Source organism: Streptomyces odontotermitis, from assembly GCF_050510915.1.
Lineage (GTDB): Bacteria > Actinomycetota > Actinomycetes > Streptomycetales > Streptomycetaceae > Streptomyces.
In genome coordinates, this window is record NZ_JBNJLS010000025.1 from 123,077 (window position 1) to 145,592 (window position 22,516).

Genomic DNA, 22,516 nt, shown 5'->3' on the forward strand with positions numbered 1-22,516 from the left:
CTAACGGCGCAGCGCCTCGGGTTTACCGGCCTCCACTGGTTGAGTGGCATCAAGATGCGCCCAGACGATCAGCCTGTGACTGTGGCCCCACTCTGGCTCACACGTCGTAAGCGTGAGGTAACGGCCCGCCCCCTCAAATCCAGACTTACGCGGAACCGGGTCGATCACATCGACATCGCTGGGCAGCGTCTTGTAGGGCTCCGCGGTGTCGATGCGGTACGTGAACCAGGTGGTCCCGTCGGTCAGCACCACCGCATCGCCCTTGCGCAGCTTCGGGAAGTCCTTGAAGGGGTCGCCGTAGGTGCGGCGGTGGCCCGCGACGGAGAAGTTCCCCTTCTGCCCGAGCTGGGCCGTGGAGGCGTAGTGCCCGAGGCCCTTTTTGAGGAGATCGGTCCCGGTGCCCTGGAGCACGGGCTTGTTCCACGTGAAACCGAAGCGTGGGATGTACATCACGGCGAAGGGCTCACCGTCCTTGTACGGGCCGGGCTTCGCGGGGGCGGCATCCGACGGTGAGCCGCCCGAACTCGCGGGCACGGAGCCCTGCGCCCACTTGTCCTGGAGCTTGTCGATCTGGTGGTCCATGGCGTTGTCGGCCTTCACGCCCGTCCAGAACAGGACATAGACGACGAAGAGAACAATCAACGCGCCTACGGTGATGCACAGTTCGCTGAACGTCCTGACGAGCACGCGGACCGACACAGGACGGACCTCCCGAGGGCTACGAGGCTACGAGGGCTACTCCACAGGCTTCGCGTAGTGGAGATCCACTGTGCCCGAGTACCCGGGAAGAGTCACCGCCCCGTCGTCGTCGACTTTCCAGCCGAGTCCGTACGCGTTCACGTACAGCATGTAGTTCTGGATCTCCGGGGACGCGGCGAGCGCGTTCTTCAGCTCGTCGGGGTCGCCGACCGCGGTCACCTTGTACGGGGGCGAGTAGACCCGGCCCTGGAGGATCAGGGTGTTGCCGACGCAGCGGACCGCGCTGGTGGAGATCAGGCGCTGGTCCATGACCTTGATTCCCTTGGCCCCGCCGTTCCAGAGGGCGTTCACCACGGCCTGCAGGTCCTGCTGGTGGATGACCAGGTCGTTGGGTTGCGGGTCGGGGTAGCCGGGGAGCTTGGGGGTCGCGTTCGGCGGGGCGTCGTTGAGGGTGACGGTGACGGCTTTGCCCTTGAGCTTCTTGGTGCCGGACGCCTTCTCCAGGGCGTCCAGCTTGGCGTCCTCTTCCTTGGTGTTGCCGTTGTCGCGCTCGGCGAGGGACTCGACGTCGTCGCGCAGGGAGCCGTTGGACTCGTCCAGCTCCTTGTTCTTGTGGCTGCGCTCCTGGATGAGGTCGGAGAGCTTCAGCAAGGACTGGTCGGTGCGGATGTTGGTGCCCTTGGCCGTGTTGAAGCTGGTGAAGAAGATCAGCCCCGCGAGGGCGAAGACGGCCGCCGTGAGCAAGCGCACCGGACGCCAGCGGGAGGGGGGTCCGGAACGCCAGGGCGCGCGGCTCTTGCTGCCTTCGTGGGAGTCGGCGGAATTGCTCAACGTACCCTTATCTCCTTCGGCGCCGCGGAAGCACTACGCTAACGGACGCCCGGGGGAGCGCTCAGTTTCCCCTTGTACGCTGCTCCGGAGCCATCCCACGTTCCCTGCGCGGCCACGCAGCGCATCGACAGGAGAAACCCTCGTGCCGAAGTCACGTATCCGCAAGAAGGCAGACGACTACACTCCGCCGCCCAGCAAGAAGGCGACGAACATCAAGCTGACCAGCCGCAGCTGGGTTGCTCCGGTGATGCTGGCGATGTTCCTCATCGGACTCGCGTGGATCGTGGTCTTCTACGTCACCGACGGCAAGCTGCCCATCGACGCCCTCGGCAACTGGAACATCGTGGTCGGCTTCGGCTTCATCGCGGCGGGCTTCGGCGTCTCCACGCAGTGGAAGTAGCCCCCGGAACGTAGGGCCGCCGCACAGTTGTCCACAGCGCGTGCCGGATCTTGTGCGGGCTGTGGGGAACCGGTGGGAACAACCGTCCGCCGGATCCGCAGGCGGGTTTTCCCAGGAAAGACAAGGGGCGAGCGGCCGTCCGCACTGCGGTCGGCCGATCACACCGGCGTCAACCTTCAAAGGGTTATCCACAGATCTTCAGACCTATCCACACTGGGGATAGCGCTGTGGATAACTCAGGGCAAGGCTTGCATCAGGCGAGCTGAGCGGTCCTGACCACGACGGTCACCAGGACCGCCACGAGAACCAGCGCACAGACTCCCCACTGCACGAGCGCCCGCCGCTCCCGGGGCGCGTGCACCATCCCGTACGCGATCGCGACCCCCGCGACCAGGCCGCCGACGTGCGCCTCCCAGGCGATGTCCGGCCAGGTGAAGGTGAAGAGCAGGTTCAGCGCGAGCAGCGCGAAGACCGGCCGCATGTCGTAGTTCAGGCGCCGCATCAGGACGGCGGTCGCGCCGAGCAGGCCGAAGATGGCGCCGGACGCGCCGAGCGAGGAGTCGCTCGCGCCCGCGGCGGCGTACGTCAGGGCGCTGCCGGCCAGGCCGGACAGCATGTACAGGGCGAAGTAGCGGGCCCGGCCGAGCGCCGCCTCCAAGGGGCCGCCCAGCCACCACAGGCCCAGCATGTTGAACGCGATGTGCCAGATCTCCTGGTGCGCGAACATCGAGGTCACCAGGCGGTACCACTGACCCTCGGCGACACCCTCGGTCGGCGCCCACGGGTGCGGCGGCCACTGGCCGACCAGGACGAGGTCCCCGACGAGCTGGTCGTCGATGCGGATGGCGATGAACACCAGCACGTTGATCGCGATGAGGATCTTGGTGAGCAGCCGGGGATCCGCGGCGATCGTGCCGCCCGCGAGGGTGCGGGGCTGGTTGGCCGCCGGCGCGTGGCCGGTGCCCGAGCCGCCGCGCACACAGTCCGGGCACTGGAACCCGACCGAGGCGCTGACCATGCACTCCGGGCAGATCGGGCGCTCGCAGCGGGTGCAGCTGATGCCGGTCTCGCGGTCCGGATGCCGGTAGCAGCCGGGCAACCCCGCTGCGTCCCGCGGTTCCTGCGGGCTGCCTGGCGCCTGGTCCATGTCGGGTCCCCTCACTGTCCGTACGAAGGCGGCGCTGATGTGTCTCTTGGCGAACGCACCGCCCCGCCCTTCCTTACGGACGGGCGGGGCGGATTGGTTCCCTCGGTGTCCCTCGGTGTCAGCGGCTCTCGACGACCACGGACTCGATGACCACGTCGTTCACCGGGCGGTCGGTGCGCGGGTTGGTCGCGGTGGCCGCGATGGCGTCGACGACCTTCTGGCTGGCGTCGTCGGCGACCTCGCCGAAGATGGTGTGCTTGCGGGTCAGCCACGCCGTCGGGGACACGGTGATGAAGAACTGCGAGCCGTTGGTGCCCGGGCCGGCGTTGGCCATCGCGAGCAGGTACGGCTTGTCGAAGGAGAGCTCCGGGTGGAACTCGTCCTCGAACTGGTAGCCCGGGCCGCCCGTGCCGTTCCCGAGCGGGTCGCCGCCCTGGATCATGAAGCCGCTGATCACCCGGTGGAAGACCGTGCCGTCGTACAGCTTGTCCGTGGACGTGGCGCCCGTCTGCGGGTGGGTCCACTCGCGCTCGCCGGTGGCGAGGTCCACGAAGTTCTTGACCGTCTTCGGGGCGTGGTTCGGCAGGAGCCGGACCACGATGTCGCCCTGGTTGGTCTTGAGGGTGGCGTAAAGCTGCTCGGCCACGGTCTGCCTTCCGTTGTCTTCTGTGACTCCCCGATCCTCGCACGGACGGGATGGCGCGAGTAGCCGACGAGGAAGAGGTGAGTAGTCGGCTGTAGTCCGTGGGTAGACGGCCAATAAGCGACGGTGGGGGACGCTCGGCGGGAATCCGTGGCATCGTCGTCCGAGAACTCCCGTTGCACGTTTCCTGCACCGAATTGATGGGACTTCGGACACAGTCCGGATCAGCGCCCGTGACCCGGATGCCCCGCCCTCGCATGCCCCGGAGCTCTCCGGAAGGCATGATCCCTGAAAGGGTGGAAAGGTGACATACCTATACGCCACCGAGGAGGAGGATCCCGTGACCCGCAAAGACAGCGTGCGCGCCGCGGCCGGCTCGGCGAAGGACAGCGTGCGTCACGCCGCGGAAGTGGTGGCGCCCTACGCCGGAACGGCCAAGGATCAGGCCGCGCACTACGCACACGAGGCGCGCGTACGTCTCGCACCCAAGGTGTCCACGGCTGCCCAGCTCGCCGCCGAGCAGGCCCGCACCCAATACGGCAGCCGGGTCGCGCCCCGTATCGAGCAGGCGCGCACGCATGTGCCGCCGAAGGTCGACCACGCCGCGCACGAAGCGGCTGTCCGGACCCGCCGGGCCGCCCGGCAGGCCGCCGACTACTCGCGTCAGGCCGCCGACTACTCGAAACCGCGGATCGAGCACGCCGTGTCCGCCGCCCAGCCGGTGCGTGAGGAGGCGGCCGCGCGCGGTGCCGCCGCGCTCGCCGCGCTGCGCGGTCAGGTCTCGCCGAAGGAGATCCAGCGGCTGGCCCGCAAGCACGAGCGCCGCGCCCGGGCCGGCCGGCTCGCCAAGGGTCTCGCCGTCTTCGGCGTTCTCAGCGCCGCCGCCGTGGTCGCCTGGAAGTGGTGGGACAAGCAGGCCAACCCGGACTGGCTGGTCGAGCCGCCCGCCCCGACGGAGGTCCGCGAGAGCACGACGCCGCTGACCTCGGTCGACGGCAGCGGCCAGGGGGCACTCGACCCGGAGGTCGAGGCGAAGCAGGCGGAGGCCGAGGCGGCGGAGCGGGACGAGCGGGGCTGACGCTCCCCCGTACCGCGTCCGCCCCCGCGGCACACGAGAGGCCCGAAGCAGCACGCTTCGGGCCTTTCGCGTTGCCGGTCACCAGCTGGCGGTAACCAGCTGGCGGTCACCGGCTGGCGGTCACTGTTTCACGTGAAACTCAACTCGCCCTCGCCCGCCAGAAGTTGATGATCATCCCCTCGTCGATCTCCGGCACCGTCACCCCGAGCCGGGTGAGCTCCCGCAGAGTCGCGTCATTGCGGTACGCGTTGAGGGCGTCCTGCGGGGCCGTCTCGGCCAGGTGCTCCTCGATCACCCGGAGGTAGGGCAGGAAGGGCAGGTCACGCCCCGATTCGGCGGCCTCGCGGAGGCGAGTCAGCCACTCGGGCAAGGGGAGCGGCAGGGTGCGGGTGGCGTGGAGGGCGTCGTGGACGCGCAGGAAGTCGGCCGGGGACGTCTCCTCGGGGTGGTGGAGGTGGTGGACCGCCCCCTGGGGTCCGGCTCCGGTGGCGTCGTCCAGGAGCAGGGCCACCAGGGCGCGGGCCGTCGTGTCGGCGGGCAGCAGCGCCGCCGACATCGACGGGTCGTCCGGGTAGGAGCCGAGGGCGGCGCAGGTGGCGAGGAGACGGCAGAACATGTCGTCCTCGTTGACGGCGCCGCTGTCCGTCTCCGCCCAGATCCGGCCGAGCCGGTGGATGCGGGCGCTCGCGCCGCGGTCGATGGCCCGCTGCACCAGTCGGTCGGCGGCCCACTTGCTCGCCGAGTAGCCGTCCTCGTGCTGCTCGGTGTCGCAGGACGAGTCCTCGGTGACGAGGCGGCCGTCGCCCTGGAAGACGCCGAGCGTGGAGACGTGGTGCAGCCGCTTGGGGCGGCCCTCGGCGGCGAGGCGCAGCAGGGCGCGGGTGCCGCCGACGTTCGCCGCCTTGAGGCGTTCGTACGGGGCGAAGTGGTGGACGTGGGCGCCCGCGTGGACGATCGTGTCGACCTCGTCGCGGACCCTGGACCGCTGCTCCGGGTCCAGGCCGAGAGCGGGCCGGGCCAGGTCGCCGCGGACGGCGTGGACGCGCCCGGCGTGGGGCGTGATGTCGATTCCGTACGAGGTGAGGGCGTCGTGGAGGCGTGAGCGGGCCTCCGTGTCCGTGGCGGCCCTGGTCAGGCAGAGGACGTCGGCGCCGGTCCGGTCGAGCAGCTCGCGCAGGACGAAGGCGCCGACGAAGCCGGTGGCTCCCGTCAGGAGGACGGTGCGCGGGGCGCCCGGCGGGACGGGCGGGAAGCGCAGGCCGGGGTCGAGCTCGGTCTCGCTCTCCGGCAGTGCGTGCCGGGCGGCGGGGGGTGCGGTGCCGTCCGACGCCTCCAACCGGTCGATCAGGCGGGCCAGTTCCTGCACCGTGGACCCGGCGAGGAACTCCGTGACCCGCACGCGCACCCCGAACTCGGCGTCCACGCGGGCGAGCAGCCGGATGATGAGCAGGGAGTGGCCGCCGAGGGCGAAGAAGTCGTCGTCGATGCCGATCTCGTGCGCGGGCACGCCGAGTGCCTGGGCGTAGAGGTCGATCACGGTCTGCTCGCGGCCGGTGCGGGGCGCCCGGTAGGCGACCGTGGTCAGCTCCGGCTCGGGCAGCGCGGCCTGGTCGAGCTTTCCGTTGGGGGTGAGGGGCAGCCGGTCGAGGACGGTGAAGGTCGCGGGGACGAGGAAGCGGGGCAGCCGGTCGGTGAGGAAGGCGCGGAGGGAGCCGGTGTCGATGGGGGCGAGCGTCGGCTCGCTCTCCACACCTACCGGAACCACGTACGCCGCCAGCTGCCTCCCCTGCGTCCCGTTCCTGTTCTCGTTCTCGTTCCTGTTCTCGTTCCCCTTCCTGTTCCCGGGTTCGTGGGCGACGACCGCCGCCTGGCTCACGTCGGGGTGGGCGAGCAGGGCCGCCTCGATCTCGCCGGGTTCGAGGCGGAAGCCGCGGACCTTGAGCTGGCTGTCGGCGCGGCCCACGTACTCCAGTTGCCCCTCGGCGTTCCAGCGGGCCAGGTCGCCCGTGCGGTACATGCGGGCGCCGGGCGGGCCGTACGGGTCGGGGACGAAGCGGGTCGCGGTGAGGGCCGGTTGGCCGTGATAGCCGCGGGCGACGTTCCCGCCCACGTAGAGCTCGCCCGTCACGCCCTCCGGGACCGCGATGAGCCCCGGGCCCAGGACGTAGGCGCGCATGTTGCCGAGGGGTCCGCCGATCGGGGCGCTGCCGGAGGTCGCGGGCAGCTCGCCACCCGGCACCGTGAACGTCGTCGCGTAGAACGACTCCGTCTGCCCGTACGCGTTGACGATCCGCACCCCCGGGAACGCCTCCCGGACCCGGCGCACCAGCCCCGACGGCAGGCCCTCGCCCGCGAAGACCACCGTGTCCATGGCCGTCGCGCCCGCGATCTCGTCGAGGAGCTCGGCGAAGACCGACGGCACGGTGCTGATCACGTTGCCGCGCCAGTTCCGCCGCTCGCCCAGCTCAAGGACGTCGCGGACCAGTTCCACGACGCCGCCCCGCACCAGGGTCGTGAAGAGCTCGAAGACGGAGATGTCGAAGTTGACCGAGGCGCCCGCGAGGGTGCGGCTGCCCGGCTCGACGCCGAGCTGTTCGGCGAGCCGGAGCACGCCGTTGACGACCGTGCGGTGGCTGATGTCGACGCCCTTGGGGGTGCCCGTCGAGCCGGAGGTGTACATCACGTACGCGAGGTTGCGCGGGAGCAGCGGGCTGCTGCGGTCGGCGTCCGTGAGGTCCGCGCAGGTGCCCGGCGTCAGGTCCAGGTCGAGGTCCTCGACGCGGAGCACCGGAATGTCCGTCGGCGGCAGCACCGCGGCCGCCGTCGCCGCGTCGGTGAGGACCAGGCGCGGCCGGGCGTCGTCCAGGATGAATCCGAGCCGCTCGCCCGGGTATGCGGGGTCGAGCGGCAGGTACGCGCCGCCCGCCTTGTGCACGGCGAGGAGGCCCACCACGAGTCCGGCCGAGCGCGGCAGCGAGAGGGCCACGACCGTCTCGGGGCCGACGCCGCGGTCCACGAGTTCACGGGCGAGCCGGTTGGCGCGCGCGTTCAACTCCCCGTACGTCAGCGACACTTCACCGGACACGAGCGCCACCGCGTCCGGCGTGGCCGCCGCCTGCTCCTCGAAGAGCCGGTCCACCGTGACCTCGGGCGTCGGCACGGCCGTGGCGTTGCGCTGGCGCAGCGACGGCACGCGCTCGGCCTCGCTCCTGGCGTCGACCAGGACGGCCGGGGTGGCCGGGTCGGCGAGGAACTGGCGCAGGACCCGCACGAGCCGGTCGCCGATGACCTCGACGGCGTCCTTGCCGACGGCGTCCGGCCGGTACTGGAGGGAGAGCCGCAGGTAGGGGTCGGCGCCCGCGAGCACCGTCAGCGGGTAGTGGGAGCCGGTGAACGGCCGCAGCCCGGTGAAGGTGATCCCGGCGGCGCCGCCCGCGTCGGCGAGGCCCGCCTGGTCGACCGGGTACGACTGGAACACCACGAGGGTGTCGAAGAGCTCCTTGAGGCCGGTGGCCCGCTGGATGTCGGAGAGCCCGTAGTGGTGGTGGTCGAGGAGGGCGCTCTGCCGGTCCTGGAGGGCGGTGAAGACCTGGCTGAGGGTGTCGCCGGGCGCGTACCGCACGCGTACGGGCAGGGTGTTGATGAAGAGGCCGACCATGGAGTCGATGCCGGTGACTGCGGGCGGGCGGCCCGAGACGGTGGTCCCGAAGACGACGTCCTGGCGGCCGGTGAGCCCGGACAGGAGGACCGCCCAGGCGCCCTGGACCAGGGTGTTGAGGGTGACGCCGAGCTCGGCGGCGCGCCGCGAGAGGGCCCGTGCCTCCTCGACGGGCAGCGGGACGTCGAGGTGGCCGATGCCCACGGGTGCGCCGGGGTCGCGGCCCGTGCGGGGCCCGCTCAGGAGCAGCGTCGGCTCGTCCACGCCCGCGAACTCCTCGGCCCAGGCGCGGGCCGCGGCCTCGCGGTCGTCCTGCCCGGTGAGCCAGGCCAGGAAGTCGCGGTAGGGGCGGAGCCGCGGCAGGGCGGCCGTGAGCTCGCCCTGGGCCCCGTACTCGCCCTGGGGCCCGCCCTGAGTCTCGCCCTGAGCCCCGTACAGGAGCAGCAGGTCCCGCATGAGCAGCGGGAACGACCAGCCGTCGAAGAGGACGTGGTGGGCGGTGAGGACCAGGTCGGAGCGGTCGTCCGCGAGCCGCACCAGGGAGAGGCGCAGCAGCGGCGGTTCGGCCGGGTCGAAGTGGGTGGCGTGGTCGTCGGCCAGGAAGCGGTCGAGGGCCGCCGAGCGCTCCGCTCCGTCCATGTCCCGCAAGTCCAGCTCGCGCCACGGCAGTTCGACGCCCTCGGCGACGATCTGGTGGAGCTCGCCGCCCGCGTCCGGGGCGAACGCGACGCGCAGGTTGGCGTGCCGGTCGAGCAGCGCCTGCCCGGCGGCACGCATCCGCTGCGAGTCGACCGCGCCGGACACGTGGAAGGTCAGCTGCATCTGGTACGCGTCGAACGCGTCGTCGTTCAGGAGCGCGTGGAAGAGCAGCCCGGACTGGAGGGGCGTCAGCGGCCATACGTCGGTCAGGCCGGGGTAGCGCCGCTGCCAGGTCTCGATGTCGGACTGGGCCACCTCGACCAGGGGCAGGTCGGAGGGGGTGAGGCCGCCCGCGTCCGGGCGCTCCACGTGCCGGGCGAGTCCGGTGAGGGCGCGGCACCACAAGTCGGCCAGTTCCTGGACCTCTTGGGCGGTGAGCAGCCCGGCAGGGAAGGCCAGGTGGGCGTCGAGGACGGGCCCGTCGGCCGTGTCGGTGACCAGGGTGTCGATCTCCAGGGCGGAGAGCGCGGGCAGGTCGTCGCCCAAGGACGTCTCCAGGCCCAGGAGTTCGGGCGCCCTGGACCAGCCGAGGCCGGACAGCTCCTCGGGCATGTCGGCGGCGGAGAAGCGGCCCAGGTAGTTGAAGGAGATCTGTCCGGACGGCAACTCCCGCAGCTCAGCCGCGCTTTCCTCATTCAGGTAGCGCAGCAGCCCATACCCGATGCCCTTGTCGGGGAGGGCCAGGAGCTGCTCCTTGACGGCCTTGACGACGCCGCCCGCGGCCGGACCCCCGTCGAGGGCGTCCTCCACGTCGAAGCCCGCCACGTCGAGCCGTACGGGATACATGCTGGTGAACCAGCCCATGGTCCGCGACAGATCAGCACCCGGAACCACGGCCTCCTCACGACCATGCCCCTCCAGACGTACGAGGGCGGAGGACTCCTCGACACCCCGCCCGCGCCGCCACTTCGCCACAGCAAGGGCGAGCGCGGCCAGGAGCCCGTCGTTGACCCCGCCGTGGAAGGCGGCGGGCACCCGCGTCAGCAGCGCCTCGGTCACCGCCGTCGGCACACGCACCGAGAACCGCTCGACCGTGGACATGACGTCGACCGCAGGATCCAGGCGACGGGCACCGATCAACGGATCCGGGCCGTCCAGCACCCCGCACCACAAGGGAAGTTCGGCCGTGCGCTCAGGGCGTTCGGCCTCCTCGGCAAGGGCGTGTGTCCAGCGCCGTACGGAGGTCCCGACAGCCGGAAGGCGCGGGGGCCTGCCCTCCCGAACGTCCTTCCAGGCGGCCGCGAGGTCCGGAAGCAGGATCCGCCACGACACCCCGTCCACCACGAAATGGTGCAGCACGATCAGCAGCCGCCCACTCTCGGCAGCACCCCGGTCGAACCACACGAACTGCGCCATCACGCCGGACTCGGGGTCCAGCCGGCCTGCCGCGGCGTCCAGTTCGGCCTCGGCCTGCTCGCGCGCGGGCTCTTCCCCGCACTTCGAGCCGTACTCCGAGCCGCACTCCACCCGGTGGATGAGCGCGGCCACGTCCACCGAGCCCGGTGCCCCGACCGACAGCACGCTGCCCCGCAGGGCGGAACGCAGGACGTCGTGGCGGTCGATGACGGCGGTCAGGGTCGCTTCGAGACCGGCACCGTCGATCCCCACCGGCAGCTCCACCGCTGTGGACATCGCGAACCGGCCGTGGTCGCCGCCGAGTTCGAGGAGATAGGAGGCGATGGGCAGGAGCGGGAAGGCTCCGGTGCCGCCGCCCTCGAACTCTTCGAGGACCGCGTCCGCGCCCTGGTCGGTGGCGGCCGCGGCGAGCTCCGCCACGGTGCGGCGCTCGAAGATCTGCCGGGGCGTGACGGTGACGCGCTGGGCGCGGGCCCGCGAGACGACCTGGATGGAGCGGATACTGTCGCCGCCGATGGCGAAGAAGTCGTCGTCGACGCCCACCCGCTCCAGGCCGAGCACGTCCGCGTAGACGGCGGCCAGGATCCGCTCCCGCTCGGTGCCGGGGGCCCGGTACCCGCCGCCGGTGTACTCCGGGTCGGGCAGGGCCGCCCGGTCCAGCTTCCCGTTCGGGGCGAGCGGCAGCCGGTCGAGGACCACGAACGCCGACGGCACCATGAACTCGGGCAGCCGCCGCGCCACGGAGCTCCGCAGGTCACGCACGGAGAAGGTGGCGGTCAGGTCCACGTCGAGGTCGCCGACGGACTCCGCACCGGCACCGATGGACGTCGCGTCCGGCACCACGTACCCGACGAGCCGTCCGCCCGCACGGGCCACCACGGCGGCCTGGGCGACCCCCCGGTGCGCGGTGAGGGCGGCCTCGATCTCGGCGGGCTCGATGCGCAGGCCGCGCACCTTGATCTGGGTGTCGCCGCGGCCCACGTATTCGAGGTGCCCCTCCGCGTTCCAGCGGGCCAGGTCACCGGTCCGGTACATGCGGGCGCCGGGCACGTCGGTGAACGGGTCGGCGACGAACCGCTCCGCCGTCAGATCGGCGCGCTCGTAGTAGCCGCGCGCCACGCTCCCGGCCACGTACAACTCGCCGGTCACGCCCGGGGGTACGGGGGCGAGGGCCGGGCCGAGGACGTAGGCGCGCATGTGGTCCAGGGGGGTGCCGACGGGCACGGACTCACCCTCACCAGGAACGGCGGCCCCCTCGTCGCCGGGAGAGGCGGCGAAGGTCGTGGCGTAGAACGACTCGGTCTGCCCGTACGCGTTGACGATCCGCACCCCCGGAAACGCCTCCCGCACCCGCCCGACGAGCCCGGCCGGCAGCGCCTCCCCCGCGAACACCAGCGTGTCCACGGAGACCTTGCCCGCGATCTCGTCCATCAGCTCGGCGAAGACGGACGGCACGGTGCTGATGACCTGGCCGTGCCAGGAGTCCCGCTCGCCCAGTTCGAGGACGTCGCGGACCAGGTCGACGGTGCCGCCGTGCGCGAGGGTCGTGAAGATCTCGTACGCCGACACGTCGAAGTTGACCGAGGTGGCGGCGAGAGTCCGGGTGCCCGGGGCGATCCCGGTGCGCTCGGCGAGCCGCAGCACGCCGTTGACCACGCCGTGGTGGGTGAGGGAGACGCCCTTCGGGTGGCCCGTCGAGCCGGACGTGTACATCACGTACGCGAGGCCGGCCGGGGAGAGGGGCGCCGTGCGGTCGGCGTCCGAGAGGTCGTGGCCGGGGCCCGCCGCCAGGTCGAGCGCGTCGACGAGGACCACCGGCACATCTGTGCGCGCCAGCACGTCCGCGCGCGGCAGAACGTCCCTACGCGGCAGCACATCCGCGCGCGACAGAACGTCCGTACGCGGCAGCACGTCCGTACGCGGCAGCACATCCGCGCGCGTGCCGGACTCGGTCAGGATCAGCTTCGGGCGCGCGTGCCCGAGGATGAACTCGACGCGCTCTCCCGGGTACTTGGGGTCGAGCGGCAGATAGGCCGCGCCCGCCTTGAGGACGGCGAGCAGGCCCGTCACCAGGTCGGCGGTGCGCGGGAGCGAGACGGCGACCACGGTCTCCGGGCCGGCGCCGCGCCGGACCAGCTCCCGCGCGAGCCGGTTCGCGCGCGCGTTCAACTCCGCGTATGTGAGGGAGACTTCACCCGCCACCAGGGCGGGCGCCTCCGGCGTGGCCGCCGCCTGCCGCTCCACGAGGTCGGCCAGGGTGTCGGCCGACTCGGTCACGACCGCCTCGTCGCGCGCCCCGGACTCGGGGAGGAGCCGCTCCCGCTCCCCCTCCTCCAGCAGGTCCACCGCCCCTACGGGCCGTCCGGGCTCCGCCACCAGCTGCCGCAGCGCACGCACGTAGCGCCCCGCGAGGGACTCGGCCGTCGCCCGGTCGAACAGGTCCGTGGCCCACTCCAGGAAGCCCTGCACCTCGCGGCCGCGCCCGTCGGCGGAGGCGACCTCGGTGAGGTTGAGGAACAGGTCGAACTTGGCCGTGCCGGTCTTCACGGGCAGATGGTCCACCCGCAGGCCCGGCAGGTCGAAGGCGGCCTTGTCGAAGTTCTGCCAGGCGAACATCGTCTGGAACAGCGGGTGGTGGGCCGTGGACCGCTCGGGGTTCAGGAGCTCCACGAGCCGCTCGAAGGGCGCGTCCTGGTTCTCGTACGCGGCGAGGGCCTTGCCCCGTACGCGCTCCAGGAGTTCCTCGAAGGTCGGGGTGCCGGAGAGGTCGGCGCGCAGCACCCAGGTGTTCACGAAGAAGCCGACCATGCCGTCCAGGGCCTCGTCCGTGCGGCCCGCGATGGGCGAGCCGACGGGGATGTCGTCCCCGGCGCCCAGCTGGTGCAGCAGCACGGCGAGCACGGACTGCATGACCATCGCCACGGTCACGTCGCGCTCCTGCGCCAACTCCTCGACCTCGCAGAGGAGTTCCTCGTCGATGCGGAACTCCAGCATGTCGCCGCGGTGGCTCGCCCGGGCCGGGCGGGGCCGGTCGGTGGGCAGGCACAGCGGCTGCGGGACGCCCGCGAGCTCCTCGCGCCAGTACGCGGACTGCACGGCGAGCACGCTGTGCGGGTCCGCCTCGTCGCCGAGCAGCTCGCGCTGCCAGAGCGTGTAGTCGGCGTACTGGACCGGCAGTTCGGCCCAGGAGGGCGCCTCGCCGCGGCGGCGTGCGGCGTAGGCGGCGCACAGGTCGCGGACGAGCGGCGCGAAGGACTGGCCGTCGCCCGCGATGTGGTGGATGAGCAGCGACAGGACGTAGTCCTCGGAGCCGGTGCGCAGGATGCGGGCCCGCACCGGGATCTCCGCCGACAGGTCGAAGCAGTGTCCGGCGGCGCGCGTGACGGCGTCCCGCACGTATGCGGAGTCGACCACCGTGACGGGGATGTCGAGCCGCGCCTCGGCGGCGTCGGCGTCCAGGATCACCTGGTGGGGCACGCCCGCGCCGTCCTGCCGGTAGACGGTGCGCAGGGCCTCGTGCCGGGCCACCACGTCACGGACCGCGTCCGCGAGGGCCGCCGTGTCGAGGTCGCCGGTGAGGCGCAGGGCCAGCGGGATGTTGTACGTGGCCGAGGGCCCCTCGAAGCGGTCCAGGAACCAGAGCCTGCGCTGCGCGTACGACAGGGGGAGACGCTCGGGGAGGGTGCGGCGGGCGGCGCGGGCCAGCGGCGGGCGGATCTTCAGGCCGGGGGTCAGGGTGCGGGCGAGCTCCGCGACGGTGGGTGCCTCGAAGACGGTGCCGATGGGGAGTTCGGCGGCGAGCTCGGTGCGGATCCGGCTGACCAGGCGGGTGGCGAGCAGGGAGTGGCCGCCCAGCGTGAAGAAGTTGTCGTCGATGCCGATCTCGTCGGTGGGCACGCCGAGGACCTCGGCGAACAGGTCGGCGAGGACGCGCTCGCGCTCGGTGCGGGGGGCCCGGTAGGCGACCGTGGTGAAGTCCGGCTCGGGCAGCGCGGCCCGGTCGAGCTTGCCGTTGGGCAGCAGCGGCAGCCGGTCGAGGACCACGAAGGCCGAGGGGACCATGAACTCGGGGAGTCGGCGGACGGTGAACTCGCGCAGCTCTTCGGGCGATACGGCGTACGTCCACAGGTGCTCGCCGAACTCGTCGAACTCGTCGAACTCGTCGAATTCCTCGAACGCGTCGCATCCGTTGAACGCGCCGCATCCGTTGAACGCGCCGGAGGCCGCGAAGGCGTCGGGGTCGAGGTGGTCGGGGGCGTCGTCCGGGATGGGTGCCAGGTCCGCGACGGCGTACGCCACCAGCTGCCGGTCCGCGCTGCCGCCGCGCCCCTCGCGGGCGACCACGGCCGCCTGCCGCACCTCGGGGTGGGCGGTGAGGGCGGCCTCGATCTCGGCGGGCTCGATGCGGAAGCCGCGCACCTTGATCTGGGTGTCGCCGCGGCCCACGTACTCCAGCTGCCCCTCCGCGTTCCAGCGGGCCAGATCACCGGTCCGGTACATGCGGGAGCCGGGCGGCCCGAACGGGTCGGCGACGAACCGCTCCGCCGTCAGATCGGCGCGACCGAAGTAGCCGCGCGCCACGCTCCCGGCCACGTACAGCTCGCCGACGGCGCCCGGCGGCACCGGCTGGAGACCCGAACTCAGCACATAGGTGCGGGTGTTGCCGAGCGGCCGCCCAATCGGGGCGTTCCCGCCGCCCGTCCACTCGTCGCCGGGGGAGACGGCGAAGGTCGTGGCGTAGAAGGACTCGGTCTGCCCGTACGCGTTGACGACCCGCACCCCCGGGAACGCCGCCCGCACCCGCTCCACGAGGCTCGCGGAGAGCCCCTCACCCGCGAAGACGAGGGTGTCCACGCTGGTCCGGTCGGAGATCCGGTCGACCAGCTCGGCGAAGACGGACGGCACGGTGCTGATGACGGCGCCGTTCCAGCCCTCGCGCTCGTCCAGGACCAGCACGTCACGGACGAGCTCGACGGTGCCGCCGTGGGTGAGGGTCGTGAAGATCTCGTACGCCGACACGTCGAAGTTGACCGAGGTGCCGGCCAGGGTCCGGGCGCCCGGAGTGATCCCGGCGCGGCCCGCGAGCCGCAGCACGCCGTTGACCAGGGCGTGGTGGGTGAGGGATACGCCCTTCGGGGTGCCGGAGGAGCCCGAGGTGAACATGACGTAGGCGAGGTTCTGCGGGGAGAGGGGCACGGAACGCTCGGCGTCCGTGAGGTCCTCGCCGGACCCGGACCCGGCGCCGAGGTCGAGGTCGAGGTCCAGGTCCAGGTCAAGGTCAAGGTCAAGGTCGAGGTCATCGATGAGCAGCGACGGCACGTCCCCGGACACGGGCAGCCCAGGAGCCGTCCCCCGGTCCGTCAGGACCATGCGGGGCCGCGCCGCCACCAGGATCTGGTCGAGGCGCTCGCTCGGGTAGCGCGGGTCGACGGGCAGATAGGCACCGCCCGCCTTCAGCACGCCGAGCAGCCCGGCCACGAGGTCGGCGGTGCGCGGCAGGGCGACGGCGACCACGGTCTCCGGCCCCACGCCCCGCTCGACGAGCCGGCGCGCGAGCCGGTTGGCGCGCTCGTTCAACTCCCCATAGGTCCAGGTCACTTCACCGGCCACCAGCGCGACCGCGTCCGGCGTGGCCGCCGCCTGCCGCTCGAAGAGCCCGGCGAGGGTCACGTCCGGCACGGACACCGCCGTGTCGCCCAGCTCCCGCAGCCGGGCGTGCTCGGCGTCGTCCAGGACGTCGACGCGGTCCACGGCCACGTGCGGGTCGGCCACCAGCTGCCGCAGCACGCTCGCGAGCCGGCCCGCGAGCAGCGTCGCCGCCTCCTCGCCGACGGTCCGCTCCTGGTACTGGAGGGTCAGGCGCAGCGCCGGGTCGGCCTCCGCCATCAGCGTCACCGGGTAGTGGGTGCCGGTCGAGGGGCGGATCCCGGTGATGGCGAGTCCGGCCGCCGCGTTGGCCTCGCCCAGGCCCGCCCGGTCCACCGGGTACGACTCGAAGACGACGAGGCTGTCGAAGAGGGAGTGCAGGCCGGTGGCCCGGGTGATGTCGGAGAGGCCGTGGTGGTGGTGGTCGAGGAGCGCGGCCTGCCGGTCCTGGAGCCTGGTCAGGAGCTCGGCGAGGGTGTCGCCGGGCGCGTACTCGACGCGTACGGGAAGGGTGTTGATGAACATCCCGACCATCGAGCCGACGTCGGGCAGCTCGGCGGGACGCCCCGAGACGGTCGCCCCGAACACCACGTCCTGGCGGCCGGTGAGCCGTCCCACGAGGACCGCCCAGGCGCCCTGGACCAGCGTGTTCAGGGTGACGCCGAGCTCGGCGGCGCGCCGTGAGAGCACCCGCGCCTCCTCGGGCGTGAGGCCCACCTCGACCCGGCCCGCGCTGCCGGTCGCGGTGCGTCCCGCCACCACGCTCGGCACGAGCAGCGTCGGCTCGTCCACGCCCGCGAGCTCGTCCGCCCAGGCCAGGGCGGCCGTGTCCGGGTTCTTCCAGGAGAGCCAGGACAGGAAGTCGCGGAAGGAGCGGGGCCGCGGCAGCACCGCGAGATCGCCGTGGGACCCGTACAGGAGCAGCAGATCCCGCATGAGCAGCGGGAACGACCAGCCGTCGAAGAGGACGTGGTGGGCGGTGAGGACGAGCTCGGAGCGGTCGTCCGTGAGCCGCACCAGGGTCAGCCGCAGCAGCGGCGGCGCGGCCGGGTCGAAGTGGGCGGCGTGGTCGTCGGCGAGGACGCGGGCGAAGGTCGACTCGCGCTCGGCGCCGTCGAGTCCGCGCAGGTCGAACTCGTACCAGGGCAGCTCCACCCGGTCGAGGACGAGCTGGAACTGCCGTCCCGCCGCGTCGGGCGCGAAGGCCGTCCGCAGGCCCGCGTGCCGGTCGAGCAGCGCCTGCCCGGCGGCCCGCATCCGCTCCGGGTCGACCGCGCCGGACACGTGGAAGGTCAGCTGCATCTGGTACGCGTCCAGGGCGTCCTCGCGCGGCAGCACGGCACCCTTGCGCGGCAGCGCAGCTCCCTCGCGCGGCAGCACGGCACCCTCTGACCGCGGCACGGCTCCCTTGTTCAGGAGCGAGTGGAAGAGCAGCCCGGACTGGAGGGGCGTCAGCGGCCATACGTCGGTCAGGCACCGGCTTGGGTAACGCGCCTCCCAGGTCTCGATGTCGGCCTGGTCCACCTCGACCAGGGGCAGGTCGGAGGGGGTGAGGCCGCCGGCGCGCGGGGAGTCGGCGTGCCGGGCGATCCCGGTGAGGGCGCGGCACCACAAGTCGGCCAGTTCCTGGACCTCTTGGGCGGTGAGCAGCCCGGCGGGGAAGGCCAGGTGGGCGTCGAGGACGGGCCCGTCGGCCGTGTCGGTGACGAGGGCGGTGATGTCCAGGGCGGAGAGGGCGGGCATGTCGGCGTCGGGCGCGGAGATGAGGGCGGGCAGAGCGGTGTCCTGGGTCCAGCCCTGGCCGCGGAGGTGCTCGGGCATGTCCCCGGTCGCGGAGAAGCGGCCCAGGTAGTTAAAGGAGATCTGCCCGGACGGCAACTCCCGCAGCTCGGCGGCTGTTTCCTCGTTCAGGTAGCGCAGCAGCCCATACCCGATGCCCTTGTCGGGGAGGGCCAGGAGCTGCTCCTTGACGGCCTTGACGACACCGCCCGCGGCCGGACCCCCGTCGAACGCCTCGTCGACATCGAAGCCGCAGGTGTCGAGCCGTACGGGATACATGCTGGTGAACCAGCCGACGGTCCGCGACAGATCAGCCCCCGGAACCACGGACTCCTCACGACCGTGCCCCTCCAGGCGTACGAGGGCGGAGGACTCCTCGACACCCCGCCCGCGCCGCCACTTGGTCACAGCAAGGGCGAGCGCGGCCAGGAGCCCGTCATTGACGCCGCCGTGGAAGGCGGCGGGCACCCGCGTCAGCAGCGCCTCGGTCACCGCCGTCGGCACACGCACCGAGAGCCGCTCCACGGTCGAGGCGACGTCCACGGCAGGATCCAGGCGACGGGCACCGATCAACGGATCCGGGCCGTCCAGCACCCCGCACCACAAGGGAAGTTCGGCCAGGCGCTCCGGCCGCACGGCCTCCTCGGCAAGGGCGTGTGTCCAGCGCCGTACGGAGGTCCCGACAGCCGGAAGGCGCGGGGGCCTGCCCTCCCGAACGTCCTTCCACGCGGCCGCGAGGTCCGGAAGCAGGATCCGCCACGACACCCCGTCCACCACGAAGTGGTGCAGCACGATCAGCAGCCGCCCACTCTCGGCAGCACCCCGGTCGAACCACACGAACTGCGCCATGATGCTGGCCCGCGGGTTCAACCTCCCCACGGCGGCGTCCAGTTCGGTCCCGACGCGCTCGCGCCACCGCTCGCCCTTGACGGGCCCGTTGTACGCGACCCGGTGGATCAGCTCGGGCACGTCCACCCAGCCCGCGGGGCCGACCAGGAGGGAGCCGCCGCCCTCGCCGTCGGCCACGAGGGCCGAGCGCAGCATGTCGTGCCGGTCGATGACGGCGGTCAGCGTCGCGTCGAGACGTTCGTCGTCCAGCCCCGCGGGCACCTCCACGACCATGGACATCGCGAACCGGTCGTGGCCGCCGCCCAGTTCGAGGAGGTACCGCCCGATGGGCGTCAGCGGCAGATCGCCGGTGCCGCCGCCGACGAACTCCTCGAGCACGGCACCGTGCTCCGTGCCGGACGCGTGAGCGGGGCTGCCGTCCGCGTGAGCGGGCCTGCCGGGCGCATGAGCGGGCCTGCCGTCCGCGTGAGAGGGGCTGCCCCCTGCGGCGCGGTTCCGGCCCGCGGCACGGACGTCGTCCGGTGCCGCCGCCTCCGCGAGCTCCGCCACGGTGCGCTGCTGGAAGACGAGCCGGGGCGTGACGACGACGCCCCGCGCGCGGGCCCGCGAGACGACCTGGATGGAGCGGATGCTGTCGCCGCCGATGGCGAAGAAGTCGTCGTCGACGCCCACCCGGTCGAGCCCGAGCACGTCCGCGTACACCTCGGCGAGTATCCGCTCGCGGTCGGTGCGCGGCGCGCGGTACGTCCCGCCGGTGAACTCCGGGTCGGGCAGGGCCGCCCGGTCCAGCTTCCCGTTGGGCGCGAGCGGCAGCCGGTCGAGGACCACGAACGCCGACGGCACCATGAACTCGGGCAGCCGCCGGAGGGCGAAGGCGCGGAGCTCACGGGCGGAGACACCGGAGCTCAGGTCCACGTCGAGGTCGCCGACGGGCTCCGCGCCGGCACCGACGGACTCCGCACCGGCACCGACGGACTCCGCACCGGCACCGATGGACGTCGCGTCCGGCACCACGTACCCGACGAGCTGCCCACCCTGCCGCGCCACCACGGCGGCCTGGGCGACCCCCCGGTGCGCGGTCAGCACGGCCTCGATCTCCCCCGGCTCGATGCGGAAGCCCCGCACCTTCACCTGGGCATCGGCGCGACCCACGTATTCGAGATGCCCCTCCGCGTTCCAGCGGGCCAGGTCACCGGTCCGGTACATCCGGGCGCCGGGCTCGTCCGCGAACGGGTCGGGCACGAAGCGGGCCGCGGTGAGAGCGGGCTGCCCGTGATAGCCACGCGCGACCTTGCCCGCCACATAGAGCTCACCCGTCACACCTTGCGGGACCGGGACGAGGCCGGGGCCGAGGACGTAGGTGCGCATGTTGCCGAGGGGGGTGCCGATGGGGGTGATTCCCACTAGGTCGTTCCCGGGCTCCTGGCCGTACGGCGTGGCGTGGGCCGTGGCGTACGTCGTGGCGCAGGCCGTGGCGTGAGTCGTGGCGCAGGCCGTGTCGTACGTCGTGGCGTAGAAGGACTCCGTCTGCCCGTACGCGTTGACGACCCGCACCCCCGGGAACGCCGCCCGCACCCGCTCCACAAGCCCCGCCGGAAGCCCCTCACCTGCGAAGACAAGGGTCTCCACGGACACCTTGCCCGCGATCTCGTCCATCAGCTCGGCGAAGACCGACGGCACGGTGCTGATGACCTGCCCCTCCCAGGAGTCCCGCTCCCCGAGCTCCAGGACGTCGCGGACGAGCTCGACGGTGCCGCCGTGGGTCAGGGTCGTGAAGATCTCGTACGCCGACACGTCGAAGTTGACCGAGGTGGCGGCGAGAGTCCGCGTGCCCGGGGCGATCCCGGTGCGCTCGGCGAGCCGCAGCACGCCGTTGGCGAGGCCGTCGTGCGTGACGGAGACACCCTTCGGCGCGCCTTCGGAGCCGGAGGTGTACATCACGTACGCGGGGTGGGCCGGGGTGAGGGGCGCCGTGCGGTCGGCGTCCGAGAGGTCGTGGCCGGTGCCGGTGCCGAGGTCGGTGCCGAGGCCGAGATCGGAGTCAAGGTCAAGGTCGAGGTCAAGGTCGAGTCCGAGTTCGAGGTCGAGGACATCGACGAGCAGCACCGGCACATCCGTGCGGGGCAGCACCCCCGCCGCGGTCGCCGCGTCGGTCAGGAGCAGCGCGGGCCGTGCGTCACGGAGGATGAACTCAAGCCGCTGACCAGGGTACTTGGGGTCGAGCGGCAGGTAGGCGCCGCCCGCCTTCAGGACCGCGAGCAGCCCCACCACGAGGTCGGCGGTGCGCGGCAGCGACACCGCGACGACCGTCTCGGGCACCACGCCCCGCCGCCGCAGCAGCCCGGCGACCTGCTCGGCCCTCCGGTTCAACTCCCCATAGGTCCAGGTCACTTCACCGGCCACCAGCGCGACCGCGTCCGGCGTGGCCGCCGCCTGCCGCTCGAAGAGCCCGGGGACCGTCGCCTCGGGCAGGTCCACCGCGGTGTCGTTGAGCCCGTGGAGCAGCACCTCGTGCTCGGTCGCGTCGAGGAGGTTCACTGCGGCGACCGGGCGCGCGGGTTCGGCCACCAGCTGCCGCAGGGCGCGCACGAACCGGTCCGCGAGCCGCTCCACGGTCCCCTGGTCGAAGAGATCCGTGGCGTACTCCACCTGCCCCAGCACGCCCCGCCCCGCGGCCACCGGCACCTCGGCCAGGTTGAAGAAGAGGTCGAACCGCGCGGTGCCGGTCCTCGCCCACTCGAACGCCGCCTCGACCCCGGGGAGCCCGAAGCCGGTCCCGCCGAAGTTCTGCCAGGCCAGCATGGTCTGGAACAGCGGGTTGTACGCGGTCGACCGGTCCGGGCTCAGCACCTCCACGAGCCGTTCGAAGGGCACGTCCTGGTTCTCGTACGCGGCCAGGGCCTTGACCCGCACCCGCTCGAGGAGTTCGTCGAAGCTCGGTGCGCCCGACAGGTCGGCGCGCAGCACCCAGGTGTTGGCGAAGAACCCGACGACGCCTTCGAGGGCCGCGTCGGTGCGGCCCGCGATGGGCGAGCCGACGGGGATGTCATCCCCGGCGCCCAGCTGGTGCAGCAGCACGGCGAGCACGGACTGCATGACCATCGACACGGTCACATCGCGCGCACGCGCCAACTCCTCCACAGCGAGCAGGAGTTGCTCATCGATGCTGAACTCCACACGGTCCCCGAGGTGGCCGGCCCGCGGCGGCCGGGGCCGGTCGGCGGGCAGCCGCAACGGCTGCGGGACCCCCGCGAGCTCCTCGCGCCAGTACGCGGACTGCACGGCGAGCACACTGTGCGGATCCCCCGCGTCCCCCAGCAACTCCCGCTGCCAGAGCGTGTAGTCGGCGTAGCGCACCGGCAGCGCGGGCCAGTCGGGTGCCGCACCGCGACGGCGCGCGTCGTACGCGACCGCGAGGTCCCGCATCAGCGGCGCCAGGGACTCGCCGTCGCCCGCGATGTGATGGATGACGAGGGCAAGGACGTGCTTGCAGGGCTCCGCCCCACTGGTCAGCACACAGGCCCGTACCGGGATCTCGGCCGCGAGGTCGAAGCAGTGGGCGGCCGTCCGCTCGACGGCCTCGTCCAGCTCCTCCGCGGCGACCTCACCGACCAGCACGTCGAGCCGCGCCTCGGCGGCCGGGACGATCTCCTGGTACGGCACCCCGTCCGCGTCCTGCCGGTAGAGCGTCCGCAGACTCTCGTGCCGGCCCACCACGTCCTGCAGCGCCG

At 72.3% G+C, this 22,516-nt stretch carries 6 protein-coding genes and 1 pseudogene; 2 read left to right on the top strand and 5 right to left on the bottom strand.

Annotated elements, in window-relative coordinates:
* Both ACQB60_RS40395 and ACQB60_RS40400 read right to left on the bottom strand, forming a co-directional pair.
* Entirely contained in the window at positions 1-699 is a 699-nt protein-coding gene (locus tag ACQB60_RS40395) for a class E sortase (protein WP_384829255.1), read from the bottom strand.
* 36 nt (positions 700-735) lie between these two features.
* A complete protein-coding gene (locus ACQB60_RS40400) occupies positions 736-1,530 on the bottom strand; it encodes a DUF881 domain-containing protein (protein ID WP_496931081.1) in 795 nt (264 codons plus the stop codon).
* 142 nt (positions 1,531-1,672) lie between these two features.
* Here ACQB60_RS40400 and crgA point away from each other — a divergent pair, with 142 nt between their 5' ends.
* Entirely contained in the window at positions 1,673-1,930 is a 258-nt protein-coding gene (crgA, locus tag ACQB60_RS40405) for a cell division protein CrgA (protein WP_496931082.1), read from the top strand.
* A gap of 253 nt (positions 1,931-2,183) precedes the next feature.
* Here the strand turns inward: crgA and ACQB60_RS40410 are convergent, their stop codons facing one another.
* Together ACQB60_RS40410 and ACQB60_RS40415 are read right to left on the bottom strand one after the other, a co-directional pair.
* Complete coding sequence (locus ACQB60_RS40410; RefSeq protein WP_496931083.1) at positions 2,184-3,077, bottom strand: rhomboid family intramembrane serine protease; 894 nt, start codon at positions 3,075-3,077, stop codon at positions 2,184-2,186.
* Positions 3,078-3,195: 118 nt separating this feature from the next.
* The gene (locus tag ACQB60_RS40415; protein WP_496931084.1) at positions 3,196-3,723 is read right to left on the bottom strand and encodes a peptidylprolyl isomerase; all 528 of its coding nucleotides are present in this window, start codon (positions 3,721-3,723) and stop codon (positions 3,196-3,198) included.
* Between the two features lie 337 nt (positions 3,724-4,060).
* Here ACQB60_RS40415 and ACQB60_RS40420 point away from each other — a divergent pair, with 337 nt between their 5' ends.
* Positions 4,061-4,798 (top strand): DUF5324 family protein, encoded by a 738-nt coding sequence (locus ACQB60_RS40420; protein WP_496931085.1) that lies wholly within the window; start codon positions 4,061-4,063, stop codon positions 4,796-4,798.
* 175 nt (positions 4,799-4,973) lie between these two features.
* On the opposite strand, the pseudogene ACQB60_RS40425 reads toward ACQB60_RS40420, so the two are convergent.
* A pseudogene (locus ACQB60_RS40425) lies at positions 4,974-22,516 on the bottom strand (amino acid adenylation domain-containing protein); the annotation flags it as partial.